Raw genomic sequence first — 15,668 nt, forward strand, 5'->3', positions numbered from 1 at the left:
AGGGTTTTCCGGTGACGCTGCTTCAAATCACCTCCATCGTGGCCGAACTCGCGGTCTCCTACGTCACGATTGCATTCACATACCTGGCAGCTGTGTACGCGATTTGCTCCCGCTACTAGCCGCCGCGCGCCCAGCCTGCTTCCAGCACGCGAGGCCTGTCGCCCGCAAGCGATCCACCAGCCTCAATCCTTGGCGCGCTCCACATACGCGCCATCGGCCGTCATCACCACCACGCGGGTGCCGGCGGTGATGTGCGGCGGCACCAGCGTGCGCACGCCGTTGGACAGTGTTGCCGGCTTGTAGGACGAGGACGCCGTCTGGCCCTTGGTCACCGGCTCGGTCTCGACCACCTCGAAGGTGGCGCGCTGCGGCAGCACCAGCGAGATGGCGATGCCATTGTACTGGGAAACCTGCACCGCCATGCCTTCCTTGAGATAGGGCGCCATCTCGCCGACCACGCTTTCCGGCACCGCGACCTGGTCGTAGCTTTCCGGGTTCATGAAATGGAAGCCTTCTGCGTCGCGGTAGAGGAAGGTGTGCTCGCGCTCCTCGACATAGGCGCGCTCGACCTGCTCTGTGGTGCGGTAGCGCTCCGAAACCTTCACCCCGTCGGAGATACGGCGCATGTCGAGCTGGGTCACCGGCGTGCCCTTGCCCGGATGGATGTTTTCGGCAAAGAGGATCACATAGAGCTTGCCGTCCTTTTCGACGACATTGCCTTTGCGTAGGGAACTGGCGATGACCTTCACGGGCTTTATTCCTAAGAGCGTTGACTGGCCTGGGAGCGCCGACCGGCGCAAATCGGCTGCGGGAGCCGTTCGGTGCGGCCTAGCGCATCTTGGCGGCAATCGCCAGTCCTCCATGCAAATCCTGTCGTCATGACCGCCGCCTCGCCCTGGTGGACGCCTGATGTTCACGCCGACAGGCGGCCGCGGCTGATCCTGCGCAATGCCATCACTGCGGCCCTGCGCGACTGGTTTGCCAGCCGCGATTTCATCGAGGTCGAGACGGCGGCGCTGCAGGTCTCGCCCGGCAACGAGGCGCATCTGTCGGCCTTCGCCACCGAGGCGATCGGGCCGGACGGACAGCGTCTGCCGCTCTATTTGCACACCTCGCCGGAATTCGCCTGCAAGAAGCTGCTCACCGCCGGCGAGACGCGCATCTTCAGCCTGAGCGCCGTCTATCGCAACCGCGAGCGCGGCCCGTTGCATCATCCGTCCTTCACCATGCTCGAATGGTACCGGGCTAACGAGACCTATGAGAGCCTGATGAAGGACTGCACCGGGCTTATCGCGCTGGCCGCCGAGCGCGCGGGTGCAAAACGTTTCGCCTTTCGCGGCCGCGCGGCCGATCCGTTCGCCGAGCCCGAACGGTTGAGCGTCGCCGATGCTTTCATGCGCCATGCCGGCATCGACCTGCTGGCCACGGTGGCCGCCGACGGCAGTACCGATCGGGAGGCGCTGCATGCGGCTCTGGTCAAGGCGGGCTTACGCACCGCGCCCGACGACAATTGGGCAGATCTGTTCAGCCGGGTGATGGTGGAAAAGATCGAGCCGGCGCTGGGGCAGGGGCGCGCCACCATCCTTTACGGCTATCCGATTTCGGAGGCCGCCCTTGCCCGGCCGAGCGCAGATGATCCGCGGGTCGCCGAGCGCTTCGAGCTCTATTGCTGCGGCGTCGAACTGGCCAACGCGTTCGGCGAGCTGACCGACGCCGCCGAGCAGCGCCGGCGCTTCATCCTCGAGATGGACGAGAAGGAGCGTATCTATGGCGAGCGCTATCCGATCGACGAGGATTTCCTCGCCGCACTGGCCATGATGCCGCAGGCGAGCGGCGCCGCACTCGGCTTCGACCGGCTGGTGATGCTGGCGACGGGGGCAATGCGGGTCGAGGATGTGATGTGGACGCCGGTGGCGGGGTGAGGCGAGGCCTGTGCTCTACGGCGCCCCCTCTGTCCTGCCGGACATCTCCCCCACAAGTGGGGAGATTGGCAGTTCCGCCGACAGCGCCTCTTTTTCGAGGTTGGCGATTGGCGAAATCAAAGATGACGGCCGATCTCCCCCCAAGTGGGGGAGATGTCCGGCAGGACAGAGGGGGGCGCTGTCCCGCCAGCTTTGCGATGATTCCCCTACCGCCCCATCAGCAAATTAACGATGAGCTGCTGCAGATTGCCGCGCGGGGCGAATTCTACCCGGTCGAAATCGCGGCTCGCCTGCCGCTGCGCCTGGGAGAGTTCGGCGAGCCGCCTGGTCATTTCGGGCCTGATCTTGCTGCAGCCGGGATCGTCGGGGACGGACAGGCCGATGGTCGCCGTCTCGATCTTGCGGACCATGTCGATGATTAGGTCGCCATGCACCTTTTCATGGGCCGCGAGGCCAGCGGCGAAAACGTCCCAACTCTTCTGCACGGCGGCCGGCACCGGCCCGGACGTTTTGGGCAAGGTGTAGGTTATGATGAGCTTCGGCCGCGCCGACACCAGCACGCAGGCGTTGCCTTGTCGCTGATAGTCCCTGACCCAGGTCAGCTTGAAATTGGTGTAGGCCATGGCGCGGACCTTGCCCTTGCCGATCATCGGCCCGCGCTCGCCCATCGAGGCATGGAGCTGGGGACCGGTCTGCCCTGAAACGGCGTAGGTCTCGACCTTCTCGACTGGCTTCCATCCCGCCCGCGCCGGCGAAGCCAGCAAACAGGCCAGCAGCAGATACGTCAGAACGGCTGTTTTCATGCGAATCCCCCGGGCCGATGGCCCCCCGGGCCGATGGCTTTGGTGCGCTTGAGATAATCAACGCGTGGCCGGAATGCGGTCAAGGCGCCCTTGCCAAACTCGGCGTTCGCATTTTCGCGTCGAAAGAACCAATCGACGACGATGTGCCGCAAACTCAATCCGCTTGGCGGGTTCGTTTTGAAATCTTCTTTCTGATCTAATTCTATAAACTCAGTAGAGTTAATGCACAGAAGCCGTTTTGCGAGGAGCCCAAAATGTCGAAAAAGCTGGTGGTGGGGCTGTCGGGCAACCTGACCCGTCCGTCGAAGACCAAGGCGTTCATCAGCCACATCGTCGCTGAGGTGGCGAGCAGCACCGGTGCAGCCTCGACCGTTTTCGACATCGAGGATCTCGGTCAGTCCTTCCCGCAGGCAAGGCGTATTGGCGAACTGGATCCGTTGGCCAGAAATATCGTCGAGCAATTGCTGGACGCCGATGTCCTGGTGATTGGCTCGCCGACTTTCAAAGGCAGCTACACCGGGCTTTTCAAGCATTTCTTCGACCTGCTCGATCCGTCATCCCTGAGGGGAAAGCCGGTCATCCTTGCTGCAACCGGCGGCGGCGACCGTCATTCGCTGGTTGTCGAACATCAGCTGCGGCCGCTGTTCGGCTTTTTCGAGGCGCTGACCCTGCCGACCGCGATCTACGCCTCCGACAAGGACTTCGCCAACGGCGTGCTGGTGTCCGAAGCCATCCATGCTCGCGCCAGGCAAGCGGTCGCCGAAGCATGCCGGGTGGTGCCACGCAGCGTCGGTCTTGCCGCCTGAACACCGGCCCGTGACCCTCGATTCCCTTTCCGCACAGCTCAGAAGGAACCCGCAATGACCAGACCCAGCAAGTCCAGGCAGATCAAGCTTGGTGCTTTCCTGCCCGGTGGCGGACAGCACATCGCAGCCTGGCGCCATCCTAACGCTCCGGCCGACGGCGCGACGAATTTCGAGTTCCACAGGCAGCTCGCGCTGACCGCCGAGCGCGGCCTGTTCGACGCCTATTTCCTCGCCGACAACCTGACCGTCGGCCTTGGCGCCCGCGAAGGCGGCAATGCCAAGATCGCCGGGTTCGAGCCGGTGACGCTGTTCGCCGCATTGGCGCCGCTCACCACGCATCTGGGCTTCATCGCCACCGCCTCCACCACCTATGAGGAGCCCTATACGCTCGCCCGCAAGTTCGCCTCGCTCGACCTGCTGTCGAATGGCCGGGCCGGCTGGAATGTCGTGACCTCAGCGGGCGACGATACCGCGCGCAATTTCAATCGCGAGACGCAGCCTGCCCACGCCGAGCGCTATGCCCGGGCGCATGAGCATGTCGAGACGGTCAAGGCGCTGTGGGACAGCTGGGAAGACGATGCCTTCATCCGCGACAAGAAGTCGGGGCGCTTCTACGACAAGGACAAGCTTCACGACATCGACCACAAGGGCCGGCATTTCAGCGTCAAAGGTCCGCTCAATGTGCCGCGCCCGGTGCAGGGTCACCCGGTGGTGGTGCAGGCCGGGCAGTCGGAGGACGGCCGCAGGCTCGCCGCCCATTCGGCTGAGGTCATCTTCACCGCCCATCAGAATCTCGCCTCGGCGCAAGAGTTCTACCGCGACATCAAGGCGCGCGTGACGGCGGTCGGCCGCGATCCCGGACAGGTACTAATCATGCCGGGCGTAGCTCCCTTCGTCGGCCGCACCGAAGAGGAAGCCCGCGCCAAGTACCAGCAGCTGAACGACCTGATCCTGCCCGAGGACGGCGTGGCCCTGCTCAACGGGCTGGCGGGCCAGACGCTCGACATCAGCGGGTATCCGCTCGACGGACCGCTGCCGCCGAGCAAGGAAACCGAAGGCATGAAGAGCCGCCAGGCACTGATCCGCCAGATTGCCGACGAGCACGACTTCACCATCCGCCAGCTCTACCAGTGGGTGGCGACGGCCCGCGCCCACTACACCGTCATCGGCAGCGCGGTGCAGGTCGCCGATCAGCTGGAGGAATGGTTCGGCAACGACGCCGCCGACGGATTCAACATCCTGCCGCCCTGGCTGCCTGGCGCGCTCGACGACTTCGTCGACCTGGTGATCCCCGAGCTGCAGCGCCGGGGCCTGTTCCGCACCGCCTACGAAGGCAGGACGCTGCGCGAGAATCTCGGCCTCAGGCGGCCGGAAAACCCCTGGACCGCCGGCCGCTCCAAGGTGCTGGCCGCCGAATAGATTCTCTTAAAGCAAAGGGCAGGACGATGAGTTTGCAACACATCGAGCAGCGGGTCACGATCGGTACACATGACGGCAGAACCAGCCTTGGCGCCGTTTTCCCGCGCCTGGCCAACCGGACTGTCGTCCGCTTCCTGTCCCGCTACGGCATCCTGATCGGCTTCCTCGCGATCTGGCAGGTATCGAGCCGCGCGGGATGGGTGAACGCTGCGGTATTGCCGCCGATCGACACGATCGTCACCGCATTGTGGAACGGTCTGGCCGGTGGCACCTTGCTCGGCGACATCGCCATCAGCCTGCAGCGCGCCGGCCTCGCCTTCGCGGCGGCAGTGGCGGTTGCCATCCCGCTCGGCCTGTTCATGGGCCAGGTGCGCGCCGTCGAAACCGCGCTTGATCCGATCCTGCAGGTCTTCCGGCAGACCTCGGCGCTGGCGCTCTATCCGGTGTTCATCCTGCTGCTCGGGCTGGGGGAGGCATCAAAGGTCTTCGTCATCTTCTGGGCGACGCTGTTTCCGCTGCTGCTCAACACCATCAGCGGCGTCAAGCAAGTCGATCCGAAACTGCTTGAGATGGCCCGGGTCTATGGCGCCGCGCGGCTCACCGTGTTTCGCCGTGTCGTGCTTCCAGGGGCCGTCCCGTCGATCTTCGTGGGCTTAAGGCTGAGTGCGACCACGGCGCTCTTGCTGCTGATCGCCTCCGAAATGATCGGCGCCAACAAGGGCATCGGCTTCCAGGTGATGAACGCGCAGTACAACTTCCAGATCCCGCTGATGTTTGCGGCGATCGTCATCCTCGCCGGCCTCGGCCTGATCGCCAACCAGGCGCTGGTCAGCCTGCAGCGGCGGCTCTGCCGCTGGAGCAATCCCATCGACTGACCAGCCTTCACCATCCTCTCCAACAGGCCATCCTCTCCAACAGGAAAGACCGGACTATGCCAATCACTCGCCGTTCCCTGCTTGCGGGCGCTCCCTTTGCCGCCGGCATCATCGCCACCGGCCTGCCTCGCTTCGCCGTTGCGCAAGCCGCGCCGGTCACGTTGCGCTACCTCGCCAGCCGCGGCAGCATCTCGCCGCATGAGCTGGCGGACGCGCTCGGCTATTTCAAGGACCTCGGCGTCAAGCTGGAGAATGTCGGCTACTCCGGCGGCGGCCCGGAATCGCTGTTCGCGCTCGCCTCCGGCAGCGTCGATCTCGGCTCGGCCGCGACCGCTGCGGTGATCAACTCGATCTCCGGCCGCAACGACTTCGTCGCCGCTTATCCAAGCAACGGCATCAACGGCCAAGTGCGCAGCGTCTTCTACGTGCTGGAAGACAGTCCGATCAAATCGATTGCCGACATCGCCGGCAAGACCATTGCGGTCAACACGCTCGGCGCCCATCTCGACTACACCGTGCGCGAGGCGCTGCACGGCGTCGGCCTGCCGCCGGATGCCGTCAACCTCGTCGTGGTGCCCGGGCCGCAGCTTGAACAGACCTTGCGGTCACGCCAGGTCGATATCGCGGCACTGGGCTACTGGCAGGCGACGTTTGCCGGCGCCCTGGTCGACAATGGCGGCGTGCGCGGCGTGTTCAACGACACCGACGTGCTGGGCGAACTGGCCGGCGGCTTCATCGTCCTGCTGCGCGACTTCATCACGGCGCATCCGGATGGCGCCCGCAATTTCGTCGACCAGTCGGCGCGGGCCGCCGACTGGTCGCGCCAGAACCCGGACGAGGCGCGCAAGGTGCTCGCGGACATCCTCGACAAGCGCGGCGAAAATGGCGAGCTGGCGCGCTACTGGACCGGCTTCGGACTGCGTGAAGGTGCGAAGGCTGACGACCGCGACATCGACTTCTGGGTCAGCGTGCTCGAGCGCGACGGCCGCCTGCCCAAGGGCAAGCTGAAAGCCGCTGACATCCTTTACCGGCGCGGCGAATCGAAAACCAACTGACCGGGAGACGGGCCATGGCCACCACAAGCGGCGGCGAGGTCACGATACGTGACCTCTCCAAATCCTTCACCCTTGGCGGGCGCCCGCTTGCCGTGCTGAGGGCGCTCAACCTCGACATCCGCTCCGGCGAATGCCTCGTAATTGTCGGCGCCAGCGGATCGGGCAAGACCACGCTGCTGCGCATTCTTGCCGGGCTGGAGGCTGCCGACAGTGGCGGTGTCGCGATCGACGGCAAGCCGGTCCATGGCGTCGGCTCCGAGCGCGCGGTGATCTTCCAGGAACCGCGCCTGCTGCCGTGGCTGACGGTACTCGGCAACGTCGCCTTTGGCCTCGAAGTGCGGGGCGTGCCCAAGGCGGAGGCGGAGGACAAGGCCCGCATCTATACCGCGCTCGTCGGTCTGGCCGAATTCAGCGATGCCTATCCCAGGCAGCTTTCGGGCGGCATGGCGCAGCGCGTCGGCATCGCCCGGGCGTTGACCGTGCGGCCTGAAATCCTGCTGCTCGACGAGCCGCTAGGCGCGCTCGACGCGATGACCAAAATCGGCATGCAAGAGGAACTGGTGCGCATCTGGAGCGAAGAGAACGTCACCATGATCATGGTCACCCATGATCTGGAAGAAGCGATCTATCTTGCGGACAGGGTGCTGATCCTGCCCAGGGAGAAAGGCGGCACAGCACGGCTGGTCGACGTTGAACTGCCACGCCCCCGCGATCGCAGCGAAAGCCGCTTCGTGCGCTATCGCGAAGAACTGCTGCGCGAGTTTGGCTTGCACTGAGACAGCGGGTGAAAGGCGCGTCTTTGCGCCGCCCTTATTACTCCGCCGCCCCGGTCGAGAACAGCGCGCGCTCGACCGGCGGCTCCAGCGTTTGCGCAAAGGGCGTCGCCATGTGGTGGCGATCGCGGTAGGCCAGCTTGCCGTCGATGAAGACATGGCAGGTCTTGGCGTCGCAGAACCGGTCGGTCATGTCGATATAGGTCGCGTTGGGGACGGCGCGCACGATGTCGCGCTCCACCGCGGCCATGGCGTCGTTGGCGGCGTCGGTTCGCGGCGCGTCACATACCGATGGCGTCTGTCCACGCCACAACGCGCGGGCCACGCAGGTGTCGACAAACATGCTGTTGAACGGCACATCGCGGATGAAGGCGACTTTCAGCCCGGCTTGGCTGAACGCCTCCAGCGTTGCGCGAAGGCCGGCCTGCCAGTCCTGATTCAGGCTGTCGGATTGCTGCGCGTCGGGCGACAGTTTGCGCGAACTGGTCAGCGAGATCTCCGAGATCACCACCAGGCTCGGGCGCAGGGCGATGATCTCCTTGATCGATTGCTCGCGCCATTGATCGCACTCGGTGTAGTCGCGCTTCAGCTTCGAGCTCCAGACCGTCAGCCGCGAGGCCCGGCAGGCGGCTTTGAGCCAGGTGACGACCTTGTAGTCGTTCTTCTTCGCTGCCTCGATCAGCGGCGTCGACCAGTGGTCGGCATGCGAATCGCCGAACAGCGCGATCGAGCGCTCGGCATTCTTGGGGCCGAACTCGCAGGGCTTCGGCGTCACGGTCTCGTAGTCGAGAACGCAACCCACCTTGGCGCGCGCGGTGGAGGGCTGCGCGGCAGTTTCGGCAATGATGCGTTGTGAGGGGTCGAGGTCGTCCACGGCAAGGCGCGCATTGGCGTAGGTCGCCATGACGCCGGCGCCGGTCAGCATTGCGGCGGGGATAAGCGCGCGCGCCGCGCTCGCCATCAGCCAGCCGTTGCGACGGATCGGGTTTTCGATGAAATGATAGGTGAAGATCGACAGCGCCAGCGTCAATGCCGCGCAGGCAAGCCGCCCGGGCCAGGAGAGGTCGGGCACCATCATCGTTGCATAGACGATGACCGGCCAGTGCCAGAGATAGAGCGAATAGGAAAGTTTCCCCACCCATTGCAAAGGCGGCAGCGCCAGCATGGCGCTCGGCCCTCTTTGGACATTGCCGGAGCCGCTGAGCAAAAGGAGCACGGTGCCGGCCACCGGCATCACCGCCGCGACGCCGGGGAAGGGGGTGTCCCGCTCGCTGAAGGTCAGATAGGCGCCGGCGATCAGCGCCAGGCCAAGCCATGCCAGTGCTGCGCCCAGTTGCGGGCGCTCTCGCCAGAATTTTGCCGGCGCCATCGTCGCCAGCCCGCCGGCGGCGAATTCCCAGGCCCTGAGCGGCGAGAAATAGAAGGCCCAGGGCTGCGACACGGTGGTGAGCCAGGCGCAGACGGCGAACGACACCACGCCGGTGAGGCCGATCACCAGGATCGCAGTGCGCTTGCCCGGGCGCAGCCATGCCGCCAGCAGAAGCAGTCCCGGCCATACGAGATAGAACTGCTCCTCGACCGAGAGCGACCAGAAGTGGATGAAGGGGTTGTTCGCCGCATCGGGGGCGAAATAGTCGAACGACCAGCGGATCAGCCAGAAATTGATCGCATAGGCCGAGGCGTACATGGCGCCTTTCGAATAGAGCGACTGTTCGTCCGGCGACAGGATGAAGTAGCCCGCGACCAGCGTGGCGAAGATGACGAACAGCGAGGCCGGCAGCAGGCGCCGGGCGCGCCTTGCATAGAACCGCCACAGGTCCAGCCTGCCGTCCTCGGCGATTTCCCGCAGCAGCTGGCCGGTGATCAGATAGCCGGAGATGACGAAGAAGATGTCGACGCCGGTGAACCCGCCCGGCAGGTCCGACAGACCAAAATGAAACGCGACGACGCCCGACACCGCCAGCGCACGCAGCCCTTCGATATCAGGCCGAAACGATGCTGACACGGCGAAAACCTCACATAGGTCGTTGAAAAAGCCCCGTTGCGAAGACTCGACGCAATGCATTGATATTGCAATGCAACAAATCTAACGCAATGCAACATAAGCGGAAGTTCGCTGAGTGTAGCGGGGTGCTCGTCGGCGTCTATACCAGGAAGCGCGGCGGCGGCGCTGCCATCTGCACCCGCCGGGCGGTTGGTTTTTGAGCACAAGGATGTAACTGGCCCGGCTAGCGGGCCTGCGTACCGATCTCAGGCTTAGGAAGAGCCCGCCGCTCGCGCGCCGGGCTCCTCCTCTTGGTCGTCACCGATCACGCATGCGCTGGCGGATGATGACGGGAGTCCCAGACCGCCCAGGCCGATGCCGCAACCACCAGCACGCCGAGGACCACATGGGTTCCCATCGCGTTGACGTTTGCCGCGAAGCCAAGCAGCCAGGGCGAGACGACCAGCCAGAGCCCGACGACAAGGTTCACCCACTCTTCCCATTCGGCGAATACCGAAAGCGCCGCGAGAGCCAGGGCGCCGAGCACGACTGCGGCAATCCAGGCGTTCCACGCAGGAGCGGTTTCAGCAACGAAGCCGATGACCCAGGGTGAGATGAACAGACATGCCGCAAGGATCAGGTTGATCCAGTCCTGGGCTTTCTTTCCTTCCATCAGACCGTTTGCCATGACAACCTCCACAGGTGAAGTTTGACCAAAGCACTACGTCGCGTGCAACGCACGCTTAGTCATTGATATATCGCACTTTCGACGGCTTTCAAGGAGTGGCTCCGCCGGCCGGTTAGCCAGGCTCCGTCAGTGCCGTCATCCGTCTGCTCAACTTAGAGGCGCTGCGCCGGTTCCGGAGGCCGCAAGGCCAGGGATCACGGGTCAAGACTCCACGCGATCACGCCTTTTTCAGGAACTGGGTCTTCAGCACCAGGCCCTTCACCTGCTTGGTGTTGCACTCGATCTCGCCGGGATGGCCGGTGAGGCGAATATTCTTCACCAGCGTGCCGCGCTTGATCGTCTCCGAGGTGCCCTTGACCTTCAAATCCTTGATCAGGGTCACGGAATCGCCCTCGTTCAGCTGGGTGCCGTTGCTGTCTCTTATGATCGCGTCTGCCATATCGGGGTCTTTCATCGGAGCCGGACAACCGACTATCCGGCGGATGGCGGCAAGGTCAAGCGATGGCACGCGGCAAACCGTGCCATCGCTTGCTCGTGAACCGGACAGGGCACCCGCGTTGCTCATCTCAGGTGCTTCGGCTATTGACCGGCAGCCAATGCCGGCACAGTTCCAAACGGAGCCCGACCATGACAGAGAAGACCATCCTCAAATTCGGCGCGGTCGAAAACGCCGAGGCGGGCGATCTCGCAGGCTGGGTCGTGGTCGACGGCAACCCGACCATGAAGACCGCCGTCCAGCACACCACAGCGGACGGCAAGGTTATGTCGGGAACCTGGCAGGCCACCCCCGGTACCTACCACGCAACCTACAGCGACTATGAATTCGTGCACATGATCGCTGGGCGCATCGTCATCACGCCCGATGGCGGCGCGCCCGTCGAAGTCGGCCCCGGCGACGCCTTCGTGGTTGAAGCCGATTTCAAGGGAACGTGGAAAATCATCGAGCCGGTGACGAAGCATTTCGTCGTCAGGGTCGGCTGAGGCCGGAGGCGAACGGAACAATCCTATCACCGCCTGGCGCGCCGCCAAGTCTGTTGATCCCGAGGCCTGTCGATCGGGCTTGTCGATCCCCCGGGCCCGCCGATCCCGGGTACCGCAAGCGCGGTGCGGTCGAAATAAAAAGATGGAGCCCCGCCACTAGGGATGGATAGACTCTAGAAATCGAAATAGATCGCCGGCGGATACGGACTGGACACATTCTTGTCGGCCGGCGCTGCCATCGCACCGGGCGACGCGGTGATCCCGCCGGTGGACTTGTTGTCGAGCTGCGGCCGGCTTTTCTCGGCTGTGGCCGCTTTCGCATCGGTGGCAACGACTTTCGTTTTAGCCTCCACGGTTTGCGAAAGGGCGAGCACGGCGAGAAGTGCAGACAGAGCAAGTTTCATGACGGCGTCCCTCAATGGTTAACGTAAGGTTAGCCCTAGCCGCCGGCCTGAACACGGCCGCTGCGCGGAAAGGCGTGGAATTCTGCGGAATTCCTGGAATATGGCTTGTGGAAAAGCGCGGCTGCAACGAACCGGCGCGAGTCAGGCTTACAGTCGCATCAAGGCAGCAGGGTGCGCCATGTCGCGCAGCGTTTGACGGTCACTCCGTGGTGACCGTCGTCCGCGCATGAAGGCAGCAGCTATTCGCCCGCTTCGTAGCGGCCAGCGCTGGTGTGAAGATCAATCCCTGAAGCCGGTCGAGTCGAGCAGGGCGACCTGCTTGCCGTCGATGTAAAAGCGTATCACGTGCGCGCTGCCGTCGACTTCGATGCGCGTCGGCTCGATGGCCGGCGACGCAGGAGCCGCCTTGCCATATGTCGCTGCCGCGCGCGAGCCGGCAGCGGCACGCGATGGTCCATCCGGCCCGAAGGTCAGCAGCAGCAGTGCAGCGGATCCAGCCGCAACCGCGGTGAAAGGGATTTTGGGGGAGGCAATCCAGGACATCGAATTATTCCTTCCTTGTTGAGGCGGCATCTACGCTGGTTTGTGCCGGTGCCGAGAGCTCGGCTTCGCCGTCGTTCAAATGACTGAGGAAGGGTGTTTGGTATTCAACCCTAGATAGCGTGAGTTTCATAACTTGCCCTTGCCCTGCGCGACCTTAGCGCCGCCCGGCGGGGCGAAAAGGGCAGCCGCGTGGAGCGGCGTGGAATTCTGCGGATTTCCTGGAATATAGACTTTAGGAGAGGTCCAGCCCGCAATGAATGCGGTGGGAGCAATTGCTGGCACATGCTATGCCTTGCGGTGGCATAAAGGGGCAGGTGGGGGATGGCACAGCATATCGCGCAGAAGTTACGGTTGACTGCAGCCTTGCTGGGAACCGTCGCCCGCAAGGATTTGGCGGCGGCGTTCCGGGGCGTCAACCCGAAGACGGCGTTCGATCTCGGCCGTGCCGACAAATGGCTGCAGGGTCGCGCCCAGCCACGCGAACTCAGCGTCTACGACGACTGGTCGAAGCTTCTCAAGCTGGAGCAGCCCGGCGCCTGGATCGCCGAGAGCGACCTGTCAGGCTTTACGGCGGCGATCTGCGCCCGCCACGGCATCGAGAGGGCCGAACTGGAACGCCGCGCCGGTGCGCATTTCGAGACGGCGTCCGGACATGAGGAGCGAAGCCTTGGATTGGCCGTTGCCGGAACCTACGCATGTTATTCGCGCGCCTTGTCGCCCTACTATCGCGGCCAGTTGATCAGGGGCAGCCTGTCGATAGAGGCCGGGCCGGGGGCGCACGGCCTGACTGCCGCCTATCGCGAGGCATTGCCGACCGGGCAGCTGCTGCTCGGCGGGCTGATGACGCCGGCAAAACGCGGCCTTTATGCGCATCTGAAAGAAACCAACGGCGAAGCCCACTTCTTCCTATGCCTGTTTCCGCACTCGCGGCCGGGAAGCGTGCTTGGCGGCTATCTGTGCGGCACCACCATCATCGGCCCGGAGCCGCAGCCGTCCCTGACCAGGATCCTGATGATCCGCTTGCGCAATCCGGCGCCCGAGACATGGGGCGGATATCTGCCGTCCGACGGGTCGATCGCTAGGGATTTGCATCGCTTGGCCTGTCAGTCGAGCACACGGAGGCGGTTGACCGGCAGCTGGCGCAATTCCTCGCCGGAGACAGCGACGGCGGCGCCAACCAGATCCCGCCGGCCGAATTCCGGTCCATTCTCGACGTGTTCGACCGTCATTGGCTGCGTCATTCCGGCTAAGTCTGACCACAGCAACAGTGAGCCGCCGTTCCGATCTTGCGGCGCGCGGGCCGGACAAGGAGGGAATACCTCCCTGCGGTCGGGCTCCGGCACAAAGGTGCGGACGTTGCGCGCCGGCTCAATATGCCTGATCATGGTGATTGGCAGGGTGGAGGCACCAAGTGGCGGCCAATCGTCGAAACGGCATGCACCCGTCGGAGTCCGGGCTGGTGGGCATTGTTTCCGGTGCCAGGGTCCTCCCGCGCATGTCATTGCCGACCGTCGCGACCGTCGTGGCTACGGTTGCCGCCCTGTATTTCGGGCGCGAGGTTTTCCTGCCGATCGCAATCGCTCTGCTGCTTACCTTTGCGCTTGCACCCATGGTTTCCGTACTCAAGCGAGTCGGCATTCCCCGTCTTCCGGCCGTCATCGCCACTGTGCTGGGCGCATTCACGGTCCTTGCACTGTTCTCCTTCATTGTCGCAACGCAGGTCAGCGAACTGGCGCAGAACATCCCGCTTTACCAGTCGAATATCCTGACCAAGGTCCGATCCCTGAAGGAAACCGGCATCGGCGGAGGCATCATCGCCAGGCTGAGCGGGGTGATCGAAAGCGTTGGCCAGGAACTCGACAGGCAGGAAACCTCACCGCCCGCCGCAGATGAGCCAGAGCGCGAGCCGGTGCCTGTCGAGATCATCGCGCGCGAAAGGCCGCTCCAGGTTCTCCAGAACCTGATCCGGCCGCTGATCAGCCCGCTGGCATCGGCCGGCCTGATCATCATCGTCGTCATATTCATGCTGCTCGAGCGCGAGGACCTGCGCGATCGTTTCATACGCCTCGTCGGCTACGGCGATCTTCATCGGACCACCGAGGCGCTCCAGGAAGCGGGCAAGCGGGTCGGCCGATATCTGCTCATGCAATTGGTGGTGAACATCGTCTACGCCGTGCCGATTGCATTCGGGCTTTGGGTTCTCGGCATACCCAATGCACTGCTGTGGGGATTGCTGGCGTTGGCGCTGCGCTTTGTTCCCTATATAGGCCCGATCATTGGTGCGCTGCTGCCTCTGTTCCTGGCGCTTGCCGTGGCTCCCGGCTGGTCGCTCGTGCTGTGGACCGCCGGGCTGTTCGTGGTCATGGAAATGATCACCGGCAACGTCGTCGAACCTTGGCTCTACGGCTCGCGCACCGGGCTCTCACCATTGGCCATCATTGTCGCGGCGATCTTCTGGACCTGGCTCTGGGGCCCGCTGGGCCTGGTTCTGTCGACGCCGCTCACGGTCTGTCTCGTCGTGCTCGGCAGGCACGTGCCGCAGTTCGAATTCCTCGACGTCCTATTCGGCAACGAACCCGTGCTCGAGCTACATGCTCGGCTTTACCAGCGGCTGTTGGCCGGCGATCCGGAAGAAGCCACTGATCACGCCGAGGAGATCCTGGAGGAAAAATATCTGTTCGAATTCTATGACAAGGTCGCCATTCCCGCACTTCTGCTCGGCGAACAGGATCGCGTGCGGGGTGTCATGGGCGATGAGCAAAGACGGCAGGTGGCGGCCAGTGCGCAGACGCTGGTGGCGAACCTCGACGACAGCGCACGGGAGGAAGCGGAGGAGGACGATGACCCGGCTGCGGCCGAGCCTGCCACAGCGGATGAGGAAAAGCAGGCTCAAGCGGAGAGCGAGGACGACACCGAACTGCCTGATGGCACGGACATGTCGGTGCTTTGTGCCGGCGGCCGCGGCGAACTTGATGATGCCGCCGCCGCCATGCTGGCGCAGGTGCTCGAAGTCCAGGGAGCGACCGTCTCGAAGGCGAGCTTTGCCGACATGGAACCGGCGAGCATTCGCCGGCTCAAGTTCGATGCTGTCAACACCGTCGTGGTCGGATTCCTTAACCGCGACTCCGTCAAGCACGCCCGTTTCCTGGTTCGTCGGCTGAAACGTGCCAAATCGGCGCTGCGGGTAGGCATCGTGTTTTGGTCGGAGGACGGCGACGCCAGCGAGACAGCCGTCAAACTGGCCAATGACATCAATGCCGATTTTGTGGCGTATGGCATGGTCGAAGCCGTTCTGGGGGCGTTGTCGAGCGATCCGCCGGTTGCGCTGAAGGTTGCTGCCAAGCGCCGCATGCGCCGTCGGCCGCGCCCTGCCGAGAAGGCGCCGCTTGCAGCTGCAAAATGAGACCGTAGCTCG

16 protein-coding genes are annotated in these 15,668 nt (G+C 64.0%); 8 read left to right on the forward strand and 8 right to left on the reverse strand.

Features of this window, described 5'->3' with window-relative positions; all coding sequences use genetic code 11:
• Positions 1-182 precede the first annotated feature (182 nt).
• Positions 183-749 (reverse strand): elongation factor P, encoded by a 567-nt coding sequence (gene efp, locus AC0L3L_RS26625; protein WP_473488956.1) that lies wholly within the window; start codon positions 747-749, stop codon positions 183-185.
• Between the two features lie 129 nt (positions 750-878).
• Here efp and epmA point away from each other — a divergent pair, with 129 nt between their 5' ends.
• Positions 879-1,922, forward strand: coding sequence for an EF-P lysine aminoacylase EpmA (gene epmA, locus AC0L3L_RS26630; protein ID WP_473639933.1), 1,044 nt, complete (start codon positions 879-881; stop codon positions 1,920-1,922).
• A gap of 206 nt (positions 1,923-2,128) precedes the next feature.
• Here the strand turns inward: epmA and AC0L3L_RS26635 are convergent, their stop codons facing one another.
• On the reverse strand, positions 2,129-2,725 hold the full coding sequence (locus AC0L3L_RS26635; RefSeq protein ID WP_473527876.1) for a DUF922 domain-containing Zn-dependent protease: 597 nt from the start codon (positions 2,723-2,725) through the stop codon (positions 2,129-2,131).
• Positions 2,726-2,979: 254 nt separating this feature from the next.
• Here AC0L3L_RS26635 and msuE point away from each other — a divergent pair, with 254 nt between their 5' ends.
• The 5 genes from msuE to AC0L3L_RS26660 are packed head-to-tail and all read left to right on the forward strand — an operon-like array spanning position 2,980 to position 7,656.
• On the forward strand, positions 2,980-3,531 hold the full coding sequence (gene msuE, locus AC0L3L_RS26640; RefSeq protein ID WP_473527875.1) for an FMN reductase: 552 nt from the start codon (positions 2,980-2,982) through the stop codon (positions 3,529-3,531).
• Between the two features lie 54 nt (positions 3,532-3,585).
• On the forward strand, positions 3,586-4,950 hold the full coding sequence (locus AC0L3L_RS26645) for an LLM class flavin-dependent oxidoreductase (protein ID WP_473639935.1): 1,365 nt from the start codon (positions 3,586-3,588) through the stop codon (positions 4,948-4,950).
• A gap of 26 nt (positions 4,951-4,976) precedes the next feature.
• Complete coding sequence (locus tag AC0L3L_RS26650; RefSeq protein ID WP_473488951.1) at positions 4,977-5,825, forward strand: ABC transporter permease; 849 nt, start codon at positions 4,977-4,979, stop codon at positions 5,823-5,825.
• A 56-nt stretch (positions 5,826-5,881) separates the two neighbouring features.
• On the forward strand, positions 5,882-6,880 hold the full coding sequence (locus tag AC0L3L_RS26655) for an ABC transporter substrate-binding protein (protein ID WP_473639936.1): 999 nt from the start codon (positions 5,882-5,884) through the stop codon (positions 6,878-6,880).
• 14 nt (positions 6,881-6,894) lie between these two features.
• Positions 6,895-7,656 carry an ABC transporter ATP-binding protein gene (locus AC0L3L_RS26660; protein WP_473639938.1) on the forward strand — a complete coding sequence of 254 codons (762 nt, stop codon included), beginning with the start codon at positions 6,895-6,897 and terminating at the stop codon, positions 7,654-7,656.
• A gap of 37 nt (positions 7,657-7,693) precedes the next feature.
• Here the strand turns inward: AC0L3L_RS26660 and AC0L3L_RS26665 are convergent, their stop codons facing one another.
• From AC0L3L_RS26665 to AC0L3L_RS26675, 3 genes are all read right to left on the reverse strand, one after another.
• Positions 7,694-9,658 (reverse strand): acyltransferase family protein, encoded by a 1,965-nt coding sequence (locus AC0L3L_RS26665; protein WP_473639939.1) that lies wholly within the window; start codon positions 9,656-9,658, stop codon positions 7,694-7,696.
• Between the two features lie 304 nt (positions 9,659-9,962).
• Positions 9,963-10,325 carry an SPW repeat protein gene (locus AC0L3L_RS26670; RefSeq protein WP_473488946.1) on the reverse strand — a complete coding sequence of 121 codons (363 nt, stop codon included), beginning with the start codon at positions 10,323-10,325 and terminating at the stop codon, positions 9,963-9,965.
• A gap of 217 nt (positions 10,326-10,542) precedes the next feature.
• Entirely contained in the window at positions 10,543-10,764 is a 222-nt protein-coding gene (locus AC0L3L_RS26675) for an alkylphosphonate utilization protein (RefSeq protein ID WP_473639941.1), read from the reverse strand.
• Positions 10,765-10,952: 188 nt separating this feature from the next.
• On the opposite strand from AC0L3L_RS26675, the gene AC0L3L_RS26680 reads away from it, so the two are divergent.
• Positions 10,953-11,306, forward strand: a complete 354-nt coding sequence (locus tag AC0L3L_RS26680; protein ID WP_258123208.1) for a cupin domain-containing protein — start codon at positions 10,953-10,955, stop codon at positions 11,304-11,306.
• A 173-nt stretch (positions 11,307-11,479) separates the two neighbouring features.
• Here the strand turns inward: AC0L3L_RS26680 and AC0L3L_RS26685 are convergent, their stop codons facing one another.
• The 3 genes from AC0L3L_RS26685 to AC0L3L_RS26695 form a co-directional block, all read right to left on the reverse strand.
• Positions 11,480-11,710: a hypothetical protein gene (locus tag AC0L3L_RS26685; RefSeq protein ID WP_473488944.1), complete on the reverse strand. Its 231-nt coding sequence runs from the start codon at positions 11,708-11,710 to the stop codon at positions 11,480-11,482.
• A 279-nt stretch (positions 11,711-11,989) separates the two neighbouring features.
• Positions 11,990-12,253 (reverse strand): hypothetical protein, encoded by a 264-nt coding sequence (locus AC0L3L_RS26690; RefSeq protein ID WP_473488943.1) that lies wholly within the window; start codon positions 12,251-12,253, stop codon positions 11,990-11,992.
• Between the two features lie 1,103 nt (positions 12,254-13,356).
• On the reverse strand, positions 13,357-13,482 hold the full coding sequence (locus tag AC0L3L_RS26695) for a hypothetical protein (protein ID WP_473639943.1): 126 nt from the start codon (positions 13,480-13,482) through the stop codon (positions 13,357-13,359).
• A 182-nt stretch (positions 13,483-13,664) separates the two neighbouring features.
• On the opposite strand from AC0L3L_RS26695, the gene AC0L3L_RS26700 reads away from it, so the two are divergent.
• Positions 13,665-15,656 carry an AI-2E family transporter gene (locus AC0L3L_RS26700; protein ID WP_473488941.1) on the forward strand — a complete coding sequence of 664 codons (1,992 nt, stop codon included), beginning with the start codon at positions 13,665-13,667 and terminating at the stop codon, positions 15,654-15,656.
• Positions 15,657-15,668: the final 12 nt, after the last annotated feature.

The organism is Mesorhizobium sp. WSM4849 (assembly GCF_055811385.1).

Bases quoted from the DNA above. Each gene is read 5' to 3' on its own strand.
- epmA (WP_473639933.1), top strand. From the start codon at position 879: ATGACCGCCGCCTCGCCCTGGTGGACGCCTGATGTTCACGCCGACAGG.
- AC0L3L_RS26635 (WP_473527876.1), bottom strand. From the start codon at position 2,725: ATGAAAACAGCCGTTCTGACGTATCTGCTGCTGGCCTGTTTGCTGGCT.
- msuE (WP_473527875.1), top strand. From the start codon at position 2,980: ATGTCGAAAAAGCTGGTGGTGGGGCTGTCGGGCAACCTGACCCGTCCG.
- AC0L3L_RS26645 (WP_473639935.1), top strand. From the start codon at position 3,586: ATGACCAGACCCAGCAAGTCCAGGCAGATCAAGCTTGGTGCTTTCCTG.
- AC0L3L_RS26650 (WP_473488951.1), top strand. From the start codon at position 4,977: ATGAGTTTGCAACACATCGAGCAGCGGGTCACGATCGGTACACATGAC.
- AC0L3L_RS26655 (WP_473639936.1), top strand. From the start codon at position 5,882: ATGCCAATCACTCGCCGTTCCCTGCTTGCGGGCGCTCCCTTTGCCGCC.
- AC0L3L_RS26660 (WP_473639938.1), top strand. From the start codon at position 6,895: ATGGCCACCACAAGCGGCGGCGAGGTCACGATACGTGACCTCTCCAAA.
- AC0L3L_RS26670 (WP_473488946.1), bottom strand. From the start codon at position 10,325: ATGGCAAACGGTCTGATGGAAGGAAAGAAAGCCCAGGACTGGATCAAC.
- AC0L3L_RS26675 (WP_473639941.1), bottom strand. From the start codon at position 10,764: ATGGCAGACGCGATCATAAGAGACAGCAACGGCACCCAGCTGAACGAG.
- AC0L3L_RS26680 (WP_258123208.1), top strand. From the start codon at position 10,953: ATGACAGAGAAGACCATCCTCAAATTCGGCGCGGTCGAAAACGCCGAG.
- AC0L3L_RS26685 (WP_473488944.1), bottom strand. From the start codon at position 11,710: ATGAAACTTGCTCTGTCTGCACTTCTCGCCGTGCTCGCCCTTTCGCAA.
- AC0L3L_RS26690 (WP_473488943.1), bottom strand. From the start codon at position 12,253: ATGTCCTGGATTGCCTCCCCCAAAATCCCTTTCACCGCGGTTGCGGCT.
- AC0L3L_RS26695 (WP_473639943.1), bottom strand. From the start codon at position 13,482: ATGACGGTCGAACACGTCGAGAATGGACCGGAATTCGGCCGGCGGGAT.